This window comes from Methylovorus glucosotrophus, from assembly GCF_009858335.1.
GTDB lineage: Bacteria > Pseudomonadota > Gammaproteobacteria > Burkholderiales > Methylophilaceae > Methylovorus > Methylovorus glucosotrophus.
The window spans coordinates 1,186,305-1,201,267 of sequence record NZ_VMSE01000001.1 but is presented as its reverse complement, the minus strand read 5'-3'; the positions used below and the strand labels follow the sequence as shown (position 1 = coordinate 1,201,267).

Below are 14,963 nucleotides of genomic sequence, written 5' to 3'. Positions count from 1 at the left end.
GCTTACCAGCTTCCGCCAGTAAATCGCTTGATATCGCGCAACTGGCGTTTGGTAGGCCGCCCGGCGCCGCGCTCGCGCTTGCCATGGTCGGCTTCGCGCGTGACCGCTGCATCTTCACGCTTACGCGCACTTTCCGGGGTTTCCTGATACAGCAAGGCGGCCTCGGGGGCGCCACGGCGTTGATTGGACAAGGCCATGACCTCCACTTCCATTTCCAGCTCTTTGCGGCGGATGTAAATGCGCTGCCCTACCCGCACCTCTTTGGCTGGCTTGGCGCGATCCCCATCCACATGCACCTTGCCGCCATCAATGGCATCCGTCGCCAGGCTGCGTGTCTTGAAAAAGCGCGCTGCCCACAGCCACTTGTCGAGACGGCACTTGTTGTCTTCTTGCATGCTCATCTGGCGGGCGTATTATTGAAATAATATTGACGGAAGGCCTCCAGACTCTGCTGAACGCGCCCCATGATGCTGCCCGCTGGATACTCACCCTCGTGAAGCTCGGCGCCCGCCTCCATGCCCGTCAGCAAGGCCATGCCTTCCAGCACATGCTCAATGGCATATAAATGAAAACGTCCCTGCTCCACCGCGGCAATCACCTCTTCATCCAGGATCAGATGTCGCATGTTGGCCTTGGGAATAATCACGCCCTGGCTACCGTCAAGACCTACCCGCTGACATACCCGGAAATAGCCTTCAATCTTCTCGTTGACGCCACCAATCGCGGTGACTTCACCGTGCTGGTTCAGCGCCCCGGTAACCGCAATGCCTTGCGAAATAGCCAAGCCCGACAGGGCCGACAACAACACGAACAATTCGGCACAAGAAGCCGAATCCCCTTCCACCCCATGGTATTCCTGCTCAAACACCATGGATGCTGCCAGCGATAGAGGCGTCAGCATCGGAAAACTGGCAGACAGCCAGCTTTGCAGAATGAATACGCCCTTGTCATGGTTAGGGCCGCTCATCTTGACCTCGCGGTCAATGTTGATCAGGCCTTGCGCGCCAGCAAAGCAGCGTGCCGAGATACGAATCGGCGAGCCGAAACTGGCATCGCCCAGATCAATATGGCTAAGGCCGTTGATCTGCCCTACCGCACCACCGTGCAAGCGCAACATGAGTTCGCCTTCGGCAATCGAATCGCGCAGCTGCTGCTCTGGTATCTGGTGCCGTGCCAGGCGCGCTTGTTGCGCGGCGCGTACATGCTCAGGCTGGACAATGCCATGGGCGGTAGCGGCGGATGGCGCCTTGCGCATGAAAGACGCGCTTTCCTGCATCAAGGTACTGAGAGCGGCATATTGGGTGCTGATGCGCGCCTGATCCTCCACACGGCGGTGCATGGCGCGTATCAGCGCCGCCACAGCATTTGCACTGAATGGCGGCAAACGCAGCTCGCGCGCCTGGTAGGCAATGAATCGGGCCATGGCAGCGTAAGCGTCCGGCGTTGCCGCAAAGCTATCGACAAAATCCACCTTGACCGGGAAATAACGTGCCAGGCCAGGCATTTCGTCATGCAATTCGTAATACTCTTCCGGAGTGGCAATCAGGACCAGTTTGACATCAGCCGCCAGTGGTTGCGGACAGAAATGCCCCGAGCCGCCTTGCCCGCTGCTGCCATTGGATTCCTCGATCAGCACCTGACCATTCCGTAAAAAGCGGAACAGCTTTTCCACGATCTGGCTGCCACTCTGCTGGTCAGAAGCCAGGTCACGCAGATGCAGCATCAGCATGCCACCATGGGCACGCAACAGATTGCCAGCGCGCAGACGCAGGAAGTCAGGCGTAGTCGTGCTATCCATGCCCGCATCAAAACCGCCAAACAGGGAGTGGAAAGTCGGGTCGTTGTCATAAATCACCGGCGCCATTTGCAGCTGGCGGTTATCCACCAGCAGATTGACGCGGTAGCGGTGCAAAAAGCTTTCCAGCAGGCCTTCGTTTTCCGTGCTTTGTGCGGGCACAAACACGTCGAGATTTTCCAGGGTGTCGTGCTTGAGGCTCTGCAGGTATTGCTCAAACAGCGCTGTGTCGTGCTCCACATCTGCCAGCACCTCGCGCAGCGCCGCCTGCTGCTGGTCTATCCAGGCAGCGGCATCCTGACGGGCTTTATCCTGCTGCGTTTTATCGCCTGTATTGGCCGCGGCATCCAGCTCAGCCAAGAGTAGCGGCAGCCCCTTGCCCAATTGGCGCAGATACTGCTCCATGGCCTGGCGCAGACGCGCTCCCACGCCTGCTGGCAGATAAAGGCTGATCGGCTTGTCGGCCTGACCAATATTCATCAGCAATACCAGATCAGGCGCCACCGGCCAGCGCGCCGCTGCAGCCTGCATGGCGGACTGCATTAATACCGTGCGCCCGCTTCCCGGCTCGCCCAATACCAGCAAGTTGAATCCCGGCGCGCGCATGCCCAGGCCAAACTCGGCAGCCTGCTGCGCATCGGCCTGGCCCAGCCAGGTGGCATCGGGCTGACCATCCAGTTGGGAGGTATCTTCGAAGCCCAGGGATTGCGGAATCACCGCGGCGGTAAGAGAGGAGGAATTAAGCCTGTGTAGCATGAGCGAAAAGTGCTTTACGGGTGAGTGAATAAAATGGGGAAACAGGACAACTCAAGCATCCTGCCAGCGTGCGCGGGCGGCATCATCGCTGCTGCGGGCATCTACCCAGCGCTCCCCTTCAGGTGTTTGTTCCTTCTTCCAGAAGGGAGCTTCGGTTTTCAGGTAATCCATAATGAATTCGCAGGCATGGAATGCTTCGCCTCTATGGGCACCAGCCACGGCCACCAGCACAATCTGGTCCAGGGGCTTCAGCTCGCCAATACGATGTATCACGACAGCATCCATGATATCCCAGCGTGCTTTGGCTTGTTGCACGATGGCTTCCAGAGACTTTTCCGTCATGCCGGGGTAATGCTCCAGCGTCATGCCGGCAATGGCGTCGCCCTGATTCAAGTCCCGCACCTGACCGACAAAGGCGGCCACGGCGCCAATGTCCGGACGTTGCTGACGCAGGCGGTTTATCTCGGCACCGACATCAAAGTCGTCGGCCTGCACGCGTATCGTCATGCGCGATTACCCGCCTGTCACCGGGGGGAAGAACGCGACTTCGTCCCCGTCGTGGATCTCGGTCTTCACCGGAGCCAGCGTCTGGTTAACCGCCGCGCGCAGTGATTTGCCACTGCCAAACTCTTCCGCCCATACACCACCGCGCGCCGCGAGTTGCTGCATCAGAGCCTCGATCGTGAGGCCAGCCTGTGGTGTAAGCTCCTCGCCCACCGAGCCCAGGGCTTCGCGCAAACGTGCGAAATACAGAAGGCGTATCATTGCAGCACGTCTTCGTCGGTGAAGGCGCCGCGCTTGCCGCTCAGGGCTTCGGCCATCAGCGTGATGACGCGGGCCTTGTGCTGCTCGTCGGCCATCAGGCTGGAGCTGAAGGTAATGCCAAACCGGGCAGCGTATTGCTGCACCAGCATGATCATGGTGGATTCGTCGCTCATGGTGTTCCTTTCATCCTGCAAATCGTCTTACTGGTTGTCGTCTGCGAGTATATCGTCCGGCAAATCCGGCAAGGCCAGAGCCGCCTCGGCATCGCCTTGCAACTCTACCCGCTCAATCTGGGCAAAGCGCCGTGAAATCTTCTGGCTGGTGGTATGCACATCCAGCGCGTCTTCATGGGCCTGGCGGATATGGTCAGCCAGTTTTTTCATGCGCACATCAAAGCGGCCGAATTCCTTGCCCAGTTTGCCCAGCTCATCCTTGATAATGTGCACCTGCTTGCGGGTTTCCACATCTTTCAATACTGCGCGGGCAGTATTCAGCACGGCCATCAATGTCGTCGGCGAGACCACCCACACCCGTTTGGCCATGGCGTAATCCACCACATCAGGGTGGTAAGCGTGAATCTCGGCAAACACCGCCTCGGCCGGTATAAACATCACCGCACCATCGGAGGTGACATTGGGAATAATGTACTTGCTGGCAATGTCATCCACGTGTTTTTTGACATCGGCCTTGAACTGGCGTTGCGCCAGCGCGCGCTCCACCTCGGAGATGCCGCTTTCCAGCATGCGATGGTAGTTTTCCAGCGGGAATTTTGAATCGACCGCTACCGTGCCGGTAGGCTCGGGTAAAAAGAGTGCGCAGTCGACCCGGGTGCCATTAGGCAGCACATGCTGCATGGCAAAGCCGCTATTCGGCAGCACATTGCGCACCAGCGCTTCCAGCTGCACTTCACCAAAGGCACCGCGCGAGCGCTTGTCACCCAGCAGCTCTTGCAGGCTGACCACATTGGTGGTCAGTCCATCGATCTTTTTCTGGGCTTCGTCGATGGTCGCCAGACGCTCCATCACGCGCACAAAGGTATCGTTGGTTTTCTTGAAGCCTTCATCCAGGCGCTCTGATACCTTGCCGCCGATTTCTTCCAGGCGGGCATCCACGGCTTTGGTCAGCGTTTCAATACTGGCAGTGAGTTGCGAGGTGGCCTTCAGCATGGTGTCCTGAATCAACGTTTGCTCAGCCTTGCCCTGCTCGGCCAGGGTGGTATGCAATTTTTCCAGCACGGTTTCACGGGTCTGGGCAAGACTGTTGGTTTGCGCGGCCTGCAAGGCCTGCATGGCGTCGCGTGTTTCCTTGAGTTCCTGCGCGACGGCTTGACGCAGACGCTCGCTGCTATCCACTGAAGACAGGCTCAAGCGATCACCGAGTTTATTGAGCCCATCGTGCAGATCGCGCAGCATGGCGCGGTGTTTTTCCTCAAACTGAGGCATAAGCTGCGCCAGCAGCTCGCTGGCAGCATCCGGGGTTCTGGATTGACGTAACAACAACACGATCAATGCCAGCAGGCAGGCAATCACAAGCACTAAAATCACAATTTGCATCATGCGTGAAATTATACCTGAAGCGCTGGCGATATCCCCGTTCGCAGCCGGGATCAGCCTTTAAAACCCGCGACATTTATGCCACACTCAGGCTCTTGAAAAATGCGGGAGCCCTCCGGTGATACGACTGAAACTGCGCATAGGGCAATGGCTGGCCAACGTGACCCGTCGCTTGCACAACAACTTCTACATTTATCTTGCGGCGTTGCTGACGGTGTTTGTGCTGCTGGATGCAGGGCTGTTTCATGTTGGCGAAAACATGCGGCAGAAAGCGTTTGATTTCATGGTGCGCAGCCGTGTGCTGGCGCCCGCGCCGGACAAAGACATCGTGATCGTGGATGTCAATGAGGCCAGCCTGGCTGCCATGGCCAAGGAATACGGCCGCTGGCCCTGGCCACGTCAGGTGTTTGGTGAATTCCTTGAAAACATTGAAGCCCAGCACCCCAAGGCCGTGATCTTCGACATTCTGTTCAGCGATGCCGATGTTTACAACCCCGATAGCGATGCCTATTTCAACGACGTCATCAGCGGTACGGATAACACGTTTTTCCCCTTCCTGCGCCTGCCAGAATCAAGTGACAAGCTGAGCCAGGTCAAACCCAACATGATTGCCGGCATCAGCGAAAGCCAGCCCAGCCAGGGCGACATGCAGGCCACGATCGCAGTGGTGCTGCCACATTTTGATGCGGCCTTGAATTCGGGGCGGCTGGGCACCCACAACATCTACCCGGACAAGGATGGCATTGTTCGCGAATACCAGCTGTATCAGGATGCTTACGGCTGGCGCCTGCCTTCACTGCCCATGACGGTGGCAGGCAAGCTTGGTTACACACTGCCACCAGACCAGAACATTCTGCTCAACTGGCGCGGCATGCCATTCAGCTATCAGTATGTGTCGTTCAGCGATGTCATGCAGGACATGGGCAGCAAAGACAAAAAGCGCCCACAGAACGAGTTCACCGACAAAATCGTCATCATCGGTTCCACCGCGCCCAGCCTGTTTGATCTCAAAGCCACCGCCATGGCCAAGGCGCATCCCGGGGTGGAAATCCTGGCGACGGCTATCGATAACGTCAAACATCAGGACTACCTGAAAGTATGGCGCGGGGCGATACCCTATATCCTGATCAGCTTGTTGCTGATCTGGCTCACCACCCTGGCGTTTTACCTGAATGCCGACCGCGACCGTTTCAACAAAGTGTTCAGTTTCAGCCAGATCGGGCTATTGGTGCTGTCATACATCGGCATCAACCTCAGCAACTTCTACCTCGACTTTACTGGCCCCATTACCTGGGCGCTGTTTTACTTCAGTATCGCCAAGATATATGCCCTGGCAACAGACCGCGCCTTGCAGCGCTGGCTGGCCTATGGGGTAAAGGAAGGCGCCAGCGACACCCACGTCATGATCATGCCCATCCTGATCGAAAGCGATGAGCCCCTGGGCGACAGCATCATGAAGAAGCTGAAGCGCCAGATTGAGCTGACCAGCCGCACACCCAGCAGCGTCGATATACTCAAAGGCGTGCAATCCGGCATCTGGGGCCTGTTTGGCGAATTGACCGTGGTGAGCTGGACCTTTGCCGAAGGCCGGCAGGAATACGCCAGCGAAGCACACATGGATGCCGAACGGATCGCCAAAGCCTTGCCCAGCATGATTGCCAGTCTGGACTTGCCCGGCAAGCCGCAGGCTGTGCATACCGTTTATGAAAACAGGCTGGATGGCAGAGCGCCACTCGGCAGACAATGGCGCAGCGCATTTGCGGCAGCACTATTGCAACTCGAAGCTATCAAACCTGACGCAACGCCTGTTCAAGCAGATACCCCCACCCCATCTCCGGAGCTTTAGACATGCGATATTCCCTGACTGCCATACTGGCAGCCGCCTTGCTGGCCAGTACGCTGGCACAGGCCGAAAGTGGCACTGCGCTCAAAAACGACAGCTTGCGCAAAGAACCCTATAACGATGCAAAAACCAGCGGCAAGCTGGTACGTGGTGACAAGGTCGACATCCTCAGCAAACAAGGCGCCTGGCTGCAAGTTAAAACCAGCAAGGCTTCTGGCTGGGTAAGGCTGCTGTCGGTCAAGCGTGTCGCCAGCACCGGCAATCAGGCAGCGGGTGTTCTTGGCGTTGCCAGTGGTCGCGCAGGCACTGGCCAGGTTGTGGCCACCACCGGCGTGCGCGGACTGACAGAAGATGAACTGAAACAGGCCCAATTCAGCGAGCCCGAAACCAAACTGCTGGAAAGCTACAGCGCATCGGCAGCCGATGGCGCGCAGTATGCCAAGGCAGGCGGCCTCAAGCCCATCAAACTGGGTTACTTGCCCAAACCCGTGGCAACGCAGGGAGAAAATCCATGAAAAAAACTGCATGGGCATGCCTCTTCGCTTCGCTGTTCAGCCTCCCGCCACAAGCCATGGCATTTGATCTGGGGGGAGCACTGAAAGATGCGGTTGAAAAAAATGCGGGCGACCTGATCAACAATAAGAACTCGAACGACGCCGATACCACGCCAGCCAACCCGGAAGCCAACAGCCTCGCCAGCATCAACTGGAAAAGCCCGTCCAAGGACGAAGAAATCAAACTTGGGCGTGAAATTGCAGGCAATCTGCTGGGCGCCGCGCCGCTGGTGAAAAATCCGGCATTGCAGCAATACGTCAACCGCGTGGGTCGCTGGGTAGCCAGCCAGAGTGAGCGTAGCGATCTGCCATGGCATTTTGGCGTGATTGATAGCGATGACATCAATGCCTTTGCCGCCCCCGGTGGCTATGTATTGATTACCAAAGGCCTGTATAAACGCCTGCAAAACGAGGCCCAGCTGGCCGGTGTGCTAGGGCATGAAATAGCCCACATCGTGCAAAAACACCAGCTCAAGGTACTGCAAAAACAGCAATTGCTGAGCCTGGGGGCTGGCCTGCTTAGCGGCAAGGTCGCCAAAGGCAACCAGACCATCGAAAAAGTCATCGGCAGTGGTGCCGAAATCAGCGCACGCAGCCTGGACAAGGATGCCGAATACGAAGCCGACCGCATGGGTCTGGTACTGGCAGCTCGCGCTGGATATGATCCTTATGGCTTGCCAGAGGTATTGAGTGGGCTGGAAGATATCAGCAGTAACGATGGCAGCATTGCCCTGCTATTCAAGACACACCCTGCACCTGAGGAGCGCCTGGCGGCACTGGGTGCTGCCACGGCAAAATCCGGCACCCTGCCCACGGGTAAAACACTGGAAAAACGCTTGCTACCGCTCCCATAAATTCAGCGGTATCCAGGCAATAAAAAAGGCACTGCAGATGCAGTGCCTTTTTTCATTCCTTGTCAGGAACCGTGCAACCCTCGGAGCTTAGTCCTTGGATGCGCGCTTGCGCTCATGCTCTTGCAGGTAGCGCTTGCGGATACGGATGGATTTCGGTGTCAATTCCACCAGTTCATCATCATCGATAAACTCCACGGCAGATTCCAGCGTTAATTGCACGGCAGGAACCAGACGCACAGCTTCGTCAGTACCGGAAGCACGCACGTTGGTCAGTTGCTTGCCCTTGATCGGGTTAACAACCAGATCATTGTCGCGACTATGGATACCGATCACCATGCCTTCGTACAGGCGGTCACCAGGTACGGAGAACATACGGCCGCGGTCTTGCAGCTTCCACAACGCGTAGGCAACAGCTTCGCCTTGCTCGGAGGAAATCAGCACACCATTGCGACGACCTGGCATGTCGGCTTTTACCGGTGCGTATTCATCAAAAATGTGTGCCATCAGACCAGTACCACGGGTCAGGGTCAGGAATTCGCTCTGGAAGCCGATCAGGCCACGTGCGGGGATCTTGTATTCCAGGCGGGTACGGCCATTGCCATCCGATTCCATGTTTTGCAGTTCGCCACGGCGACGGCCCAGTTCTTCCATCACGGCGCCCTGGGTGTCATCTTCCAGGTCCACGGTCAGGATTTCATAAGGCTCACACTTCTGGCCGTCGATTTCACGGTACACCACACGTGGCTTACCCACGGCGATTTCAAAACCTTCACGGCGCATGTTTTCCAGCAGAATGGTCAGGTGCAACTCACCACGACCGGACACGCGGAATACGTCAGCATCAGCAGTATCTTCAACGCGCAGCGCCACGTTAACCAGCAGTTCCTTGGTCAGGCGGTCACGAATCTGGCGGCTGGTGATGAACTTGCCTTCAGTACCGGCCAATGGGGAAGAATTCACCATGAAGTCCATGGTCAGGGTAGGCTCGTCCACACCCAGGATTGGCAGGCCAACCGGCTTTTCGCGGTCCGCAATGGTCACGCCGATACCGATTTCTTCGATACCGGAAATAATCACGATGTCGCCAGCTTCGGCCTCTTCGACTGGCACACGCTCAAGGCCGCGGAAACCCAGCACCTGATTGATACGGCCCTGGCCGGTTTGCGTATCGCCATTCATGACGACAACCACTTGGCCTGGCTTGATACGGCCATTCAGAATACGGCCAACGCCCAGACGACCGGTGTAGCTGGAGTAATCCAGCGCAGAAATCTGCAATTGCAGAGGCGCATTGCTATCGCCTTGTGGCGGTTGCACGTGGCTCAGGATGGTTTCGAACAGCGGACGCATATTATCCGACTCGTTCTTGAGGTCCAGCGTCGCAAAGCCATTCAGTGCAGAAGCATAAACCACGGGGAAGTCCAGCTGTTCATCCGTCGCGCCCAGATTGGCGAACAGATCAAAGGTCTGGTTGATCACCCAGTCAGTACGTGCGCCTGGACGGTCCACCTTATTGATGACCACGATCGGACGCAGACCAAGTGCCAGTGCCTTCTTGGTGACGAAGCGGGTTTGCGGCATCGGGCCTTCCACTGCGTCAACCAGCAGCACCACACCATCCACCATACCGAGAACGCGCTCAACTTCGCCGCCGAAGTCGGCGTGCCCTGGCGTATCCACGATATTGATGTGGGTGCCTTCATAGTTAACAGCGGTGTTCTTGGCAAGAATGGTAATGCCGCGCTCTTTTTCCAGATCGTTGGAATCCATCACGCGTTCAGATACCTGCTGATGCGATGCAAAGGTGCCTGCCTGCTGCAGGAGCTTGTCCACCATAGTGGTTTTGCCATGGTCAACGTGAGCGATGATGGCGATATTACGAAGATTGCGCGACATGTGTTTTGAGCCAGTCCATTAGAAAGGGCGCGATTTTAACACAAAAGCTTTGACAAACTGATGACTATCTATATACTTCGGCCTTCGATGAATTTGTAGCGTAGTCCTCAAAGGCCTGTTCTGCAAATATTTCGGTAATTCATCGCCCTAGCCCTCTCGAAGCCCATTGCTGTATTTGTGGCTCTCCAGTTTTTTACCGGTTAGTGGCTATGCCCGTGCGCCGGTAGAAATACACCTCCAAAATTTAGTGTATTGCGCCTAACGTTGCTGACAACTTATGTTGTGTAGCTGATTGCGTCCTGCTTGCGCCCTTTGTTTTAGTAATTCACCTTAAGGGAAAATTGTGTCCGTAACTTTTGAAACTCTGAATCTGCATCCTTCCATCCTGCGTGCGCTGGAGGAAGCTGGCTATTCCACCCCTACTCCTATTCAGGCTCAGGCAATTCCTGAAGTCCTGGCTGGTCACGATCTGATGGCTTCTGCCCAGACCGGCACCGGCAAAACCGCAGCGTTCACGCTGCCAGCCCTGAATCTCCTGGCTGACATCCATCCGTCCAAGAGCCGTGGCCCACGTATTCTGGTATTGACCCCAACCCGCGAACTGGCAGCCCAGGTAAATGATGCTGCCCGCAAATACGGCAAGTTCATGCGTGCCCGTACCGTCAGCATCGTCGGTGGCATGCCTTACCCACTGCAAAACAAGCTGCTGTCGCAACCACTGGATATTCTGGTAGCGACCCCAGGCCGTCTGCTGGACCACATGGAACGCGGCCGTATTGATATGTCCCGTCTGCAAATGCTGATTCTGGATGAAGCGGATCGCATGCTGGACATGGGTTTCATGCCCGATATCGAACGCATCAACGAAGCACTGCCACGCGAGCGTCAGACCCTGATGTTCTCGGCCACCTTTGAAGGCCCGATCGCCAACATCGCAAAAACGCTGCTGAAGGATCCGAAAGTCATCCAGATCGCCGCACAAAAAGAAAAGCACGCCAATATCGAACAGCGCCTGCACTTCGTGGACGACATGAACCACAAGAACAAGCTGCTGGAACATCTCCTGATCGCTCCTGATGTTAACCAGGCTATCGTCTTCACCTCCACCAAGCGTCACGCTGACCTGCTGGCTGAAGATCTGTATGCTGCCGGCCACAAGTCTGCCGCGCTGCATGGAGACATGACCCAGGGTGCCCGCAACCGCACGCTGACCAAGCTGCGTCACGGCGATGTACGTGTACTGGTAGCTACCGATGTGGCAGCCCGTGGTATTGACGTACAAGGCATTACCCACGTCATCAATTACGATCTGCCGAAGTTTGCCGAAGACTACGTTCACCGTATCGGCCGTACTGGCCGCGCTGGTAACACCGGTGTCGCTGTTTCTTTCGCTTCACATGCAGACCGTCATCAATTACGCAAAATTGAGCAATATACTGGTCAGCGCATTGAGATCACGGTGATCGAAGGTTTTGAGCCAAAGCGTCCAGCCCCACGCACCGATGACCGCGGCAGCAATGGTCGTCCACGTAGCGGCAATCCTGGCAGCAAGAGTGGCTTCAAGCCACGCGGCCAAGGCGGCTATGCTGGCAATAACCCACGCTCGGCTTCCGGCGCAGGCAATTCCGAAGGCAATCGTGGCTTCGGTGGCCGTAGCGAAGGTAATCGCAGCGAAGGCAACCGTGGCAATGACAAGTTTGGTGGCCAGAAGCGTGCTGATGCGCCTCGCCGTCCACGCAATTTTGCGTAAAATGCCCTGTTAACCAACAATAAAGCCCATAGACTACATTGAGTACAGAAAACATTCGTTTCGCAGACCTGGGGTTGGCGCCTGAAATTCTCAAGGCGCTGGAAGAGTTTGGCTATACCGTGCCCACGCCGATTCAGGCGCAGGCCATTCCCGTCGTGCTCCAAGGGCACGACCTGATGGCCGGTGCCCAGACCGGTACTGGTAAAACCGCCGCCTTTTCACTCCCCTTGCTGCAAAAGCTATTGCCGCAGGCGAGCAGCAGTGCATCGCCAGCTCGCCATCCGGTGCGGGCGTTGATTCTGACGCCGACACGGGAGCTCGCCATTCAGGTAGAGGAAAGCGTCAAGGTGTATGCCAAGCATACGGCCCTGCGTTCGCTGGTGGTATTTGGCGGCGTGGACATCAAGACGCAAACCCCCAGCCTGATGAAGGGTGTGGAAATTCTGGTAGCGACCCCTGGTCGCCTGCTGGATCACGTGGAGCAGCGCACCGTGCAGCTCGGACAAGTGCAAATGCTGATTCTGGATGAAGCAGACCGCATGCTGGACATGGGCTTTATGCCTGACCTCAAGCGCATTCTGGCGTTGCTGCCTAAAAAGCGGCAAAACCTGATGTTCTCGGCCACCTTCTCCAATGACATCAAAAAACTGTCCGAAGAGTTTCTGACCAACCCCAAGCTGATCGAAGTCGCTCGCAGCAATGCAGCGTCTGACAAAGTGACGCAGAAGGTGTATCAGCTCGACAAAGACAGCAAAGACAGCTTCCTGGCCAAGCTGCTGCTGGAAAGCAACAGTGAGCAAACCATCGTATTTACCAAAACCAAGCTGACGGCAAGTCGTCTTGCGCGGCAACTGGTACGCGAAGGCATTGCAGCAGATGCGATCCATGGCGACAAGAGTCAGCAGGAACGCATGCAGGCACTGGAAGCTTTCAAGCAGGGCAAGGTAACCACCCTGGTAGCAACCGATGTTGCTGCACGCGGACTGGACATAGACCAGCTGCCCATGGTGATCAACTTTGAACTGCCTAGCGCGCCAGAAGACTATGTGCATCGCATTGGTCGTACAGGCCGGGCTGGCGCTTCAGGCACCGCGATTTCGCTGGTATGCCCAGAGGAAGAAAAATACCTGAAGGAAATCGAAAAGCTGATCAAGCGCGAGATCCCGCGGGAAACGGCCGTAGTAGCAGAACGGCCTCGCGAGCGCGCAAGAGAAGCCCGTGAGCCACGTGCCGATTCGGCAGATCGCAAGCCGGCAGCTCCACGCTCCCCTGCCCCACGCAAAAATCAGGACCCCTGGTTTGACAAGCCCTATGAACCCTCCGGCAATGCCGAGGTGAAACAATCCATGGGCTTGGCACGCAACAAGCAGAAAAAAGAAGTGGCAGCACTGCTTGGTGGCTTGCTGAAACGCGACTAACACTTAGCAGAGCATCACGATGTAAAAATTAAAAGGCCGCATTCGCGGCCTTTTCTTTTATTCAGTTGCCCGTCAAATCAACCAGGTTTATTCCGCATAAAATCGGCTACACCCCACAGGGCTTCAGCCAGTTTGCGCATGACCTCCTCTTCCACGCCTATGTCATGCATGGCTCGCACCATGCAGTACATCCACTGATCGCGCTGCTCTTCGCCAATCGCAAATGGCAGATGGCGACGACGCAAAAAGGGATGACCATAGCGCTCAATATAAAGCTGCGGGCCACCCGTCCAGCCAGTCAGAAACATGAACAGCTTTTCACGCGCTTCGGTGAGGTCAGCCGCATGAATGGCGCGGAGATTGGCGGCTTTTGGGTCGCTGTCCATGACATCGTAAAAACGCTCGACCAGGCCGCGAATCTGATCCACACCACCCAGTAACTCGAAAAACGTGGCCTTGCTGCTGCCGGGTTCGCCTATCTTGTCCAGCATCATGCTTCTCTGGGCTTGACCAACGAGGCCGCCAAGTGCGCGCGGGCGCGGGCTTCATCCACACCAGGCGCCGTTGCCAGCGCAACCCCCATGCGACGACGTACAAAGGATTCGGGCTTGCCGAACAGGCGAATATCGCTCTCCGGCACGCGCAATGCGGCGTCCAGCCCTTCAAAGACCAGGGCATCGGTATCCACGCCGCCGTAGATAACGGCACTGGCGCCTGGCGCCAGCATGCGGGTATCCACCGGCAAACCAAGAATGGCGCGAGCGTGCAGTTCGAATTCGTTAAAGCGCTGGCTGGCCATGGTCACCATGCCGGTATCATGTGGACGCGGACTGACTTCGGAGAACCAGACCTGGTCGCCTTTGATGAACAATTCCACACCAAATAAACCCAGGCCACCCAGACTATCGGTGACCGCCTTGGCGATACGTTGTGCTTCAGCCAACGCCTGGGAGGTCATTGCCTGTGGCTGCCAGCTTTCCACATAATCGCCACTTTCCTGGCGGTGGCCAATCGGCTCGCAAAAATAGGTCTGGATAGCGCCAGTGGAATCCTTTGCGCGCAGGGTCAGCAGGGTAATTTCAAAATCAAACGCAATCTGGCCCTCCACAATCACGACACCCTGATTGACCCGCCCGGCACTGGCGGCGTAATCCCAGGCTTTTGCTACCTGATCCTGAGAGGTAATGCGCGATTGGCCCTTGCCAGAAGACGACATGGTCGGCTTCACAAAGCAGGGATAGCCTATGCCGTTATCAATCGCGGCCTGCAGTTCCTGCTCGCTACGGGCAAATGCATAAGGGGAAGTGGGCAGACTTAAGGTTTCGGCGGCCAGGCGGCGTATGCCCTCACGATTCATGGTGAGTTGCACCGCTTTTACCGTGGGCACTACCGTCGACAGGCCCTGCTCTTCAATACGGGCGAGCACCTCGGTGTTCAAGGCTTCAATTTCGGGAACGATCAGATGCGGTTTTTCCAGGGCGACCAGCGCCTGTAGCGCATCAGCATCGGTCATGTCGATCACATGGCTGCGGTGCGCCACCTGATGCCCCGGTGCATTGGCATAACGGTCCACGGCAATCACTTCAACACCCAGGCGCTGTAGCGCGATGATGACTTCCTTGCCTAGCTCACCGCTACCAAGCAGCATGACGCGGGTGGCACTGGGCGTGAGGGGGGTACCAATATTCATGATCGCTCCGGGGGAATGAAGCGTGCATTTTATCATGCGGGCAGGTGCTTGACCTATGCCGCGTGCGGCGTGTCTGGATTAGCTGATGG

Annotated in this window: 14 protein-coding genes; 5 read left to right on the top strand and 9 right to left on the bottom strand. The window is 56.8% G+C overall.

Features of this window, described 5'->3' with window-relative positions:
* Positions 1-2: 2 nt before the first annotated feature.
* The 6 genes from FNL37_RS05610 to FNL37_RS05590 are packed head-to-tail and all read right to left on the bottom strand — an operon-like array spanning position 3 to position 4,872.
* Entirely contained in the window at positions 3-401 is a 399-nt protein-coding gene (locus FNL37_RS05610; protein WP_015830377.1) for an RNA-binding S4 domain-containing protein, read from the bottom strand.
* Entirely contained in the window at positions 398-2,551 is a 2,154-nt protein-coding gene (locus tag FNL37_RS05605; protein WP_159355423.1) for a Lon protease family protein, read from the bottom strand. The genes FNL37_RS05610 and FNL37_RS05605 overlap by 4 nt, the downstream gene beginning before the upstream one ends.
* Before the next feature lie 51 nt (positions 2,552-2,602).
* Positions 2,603-3,058 (bottom strand): molybdopterin synthase catalytic subunit MoaE, encoded by a 456-nt coding sequence (gene moaE / locus FNL37_RS05600; protein WP_013442505.1) that lies wholly within the window; start codon positions 3,056-3,058, stop codon positions 2,603-2,605.
* A 6-nt stretch (positions 3,059-3,064) separates the two neighbouring features.
* The gene (gene moaD, locus FNL37_RS05595) at positions 3,065-3,316 is read right to left on the bottom strand and encodes a molybdopterin converting factor subunit 1 (RefSeq protein WP_013442506.1); all 252 of its coding nucleotides are present in this window, start codon (positions 3,314-3,316) and stop codon (positions 3,065-3,067) included.
* Entirely contained in the window at positions 3,313-3,489 is a 177-nt protein-coding gene (locus FNL37_RS13890; RefSeq protein ID WP_013442507.1) for a hypothetical protein, read from the bottom strand. Before FNL37_RS13890 ends, moaD begins: the two co-directional genes overlap by 4 nt.
* A gap of 27 nt (positions 3,490-3,516) precedes the next feature.
* Positions 3,517-4,872 carry a DNA recombination protein RmuC gene (locus FNL37_RS05590; RefSeq protein WP_159355421.1) on the bottom strand — a complete coding sequence of 452 codons (1,356 nt, stop codon included), beginning with the start codon at positions 4,870-4,872 and terminating at the stop codon, positions 3,517-3,519.
* A 115-nt stretch (positions 4,873-4,987) separates the two neighbouring features.
* On the opposite strand from FNL37_RS05590, the gene FNL37_RS05585 reads away from it, so the two are divergent.
* From FNL37_RS05585 to FNL37_RS05575, 3 genes are read left to right on the top strand one after another with little or no spacing between them, the layout of a single operon-like run.
* Positions 4,988-6,715, top strand: a complete 1,728-nt coding sequence (locus tag FNL37_RS05585; protein ID WP_159355419.1) for a CHASE2 domain-containing protein — start codon at positions 4,988-4,990, stop codon at positions 6,713-6,715.
* A gap of 2 nt (positions 6,716-6,717) precedes the next feature.
* A complete protein-coding gene (locus FNL37_RS05580; protein ID WP_159355417.1) occupies positions 6,718-7,227 on the top strand; it encodes an SH3 domain-containing protein in 510 nt (169 codons plus the stop codon).
* The gene (locus tag FNL37_RS05575; RefSeq protein ID WP_159355415.1) at positions 7,224-8,120 is read left to right on the top strand and encodes a M48 family metallopeptidase; all 897 of its coding nucleotides are present in this window, start codon (positions 7,224-7,226) and stop codon (positions 8,118-8,120) included. The genes FNL37_RS05580 and FNL37_RS05575 overlap by 4 nt, the downstream gene beginning before the upstream one ends.
* Before the next feature lie 87 nt (positions 8,121-8,207).
* Here the strand turns inward: FNL37_RS05575 and typA are convergent, their stop codons facing one another.
* The gene (gene typA, locus FNL37_RS05570; RefSeq protein WP_013442512.1) at positions 8,208-10,016 is read right to left on the bottom strand and encodes a translational GTPase TypA; all 1,809 of its coding nucleotides are present in this window, start codon (positions 10,014-10,016) and stop codon (positions 8,208-8,210) included.
* A 343-nt stretch (positions 10,017-10,359) separates the two neighbouring features.
* On the opposite strand from typA, the gene FNL37_RS05565 reads away from it, so the two are divergent.
* Positions 10,360-11,766 carry a DEAD/DEAH box helicase gene (locus FNL37_RS05565; protein ID WP_013442513.1) on the top strand — a complete coding sequence of 469 codons (1,407 nt, stop codon included), beginning with the start codon at positions 10,360-10,362 and terminating at the stop codon, positions 11,764-11,766.
* A gap of 38 nt (positions 11,767-11,804) precedes the next feature.
* On the top strand, positions 11,805-13,184 hold the full coding sequence (locus FNL37_RS05560; protein WP_159355413.1) for a DEAD/DEAH box helicase: 1,380 nt from the start codon (positions 11,805-11,807) through the stop codon (positions 13,182-13,184).
* A gap of 77 nt (positions 13,185-13,261) precedes the next feature.
* On the opposite strand, the gene FNL37_RS05555 is transcribed toward FNL37_RS05560, so the two are convergent.
* Positions 13,262-13,675 carry a group II truncated hemoglobin gene (locus FNL37_RS05555; RefSeq protein WP_159356163.1) on the bottom strand — a complete coding sequence of 138 codons (414 nt, stop codon included), beginning with the start codon at positions 13,673-13,675 and terminating at the stop codon, positions 13,262-13,264.
* Positions 13,675-14,874: a formate-dependent phosphoribosylglycinamide formyltransferase gene (gene purT, locus FNL37_RS05550; RefSeq protein ID WP_013442517.1), complete on the bottom strand. Its 1,200-nt coding sequence runs from the start codon at positions 14,872-14,874 to the stop codon at positions 13,675-13,677. The genes FNL37_RS05555 and purT overlap by 1 nt, the downstream gene beginning before the upstream one ends.
* Positions 14,875-14,963: the final 89 nt, after the last annotated feature.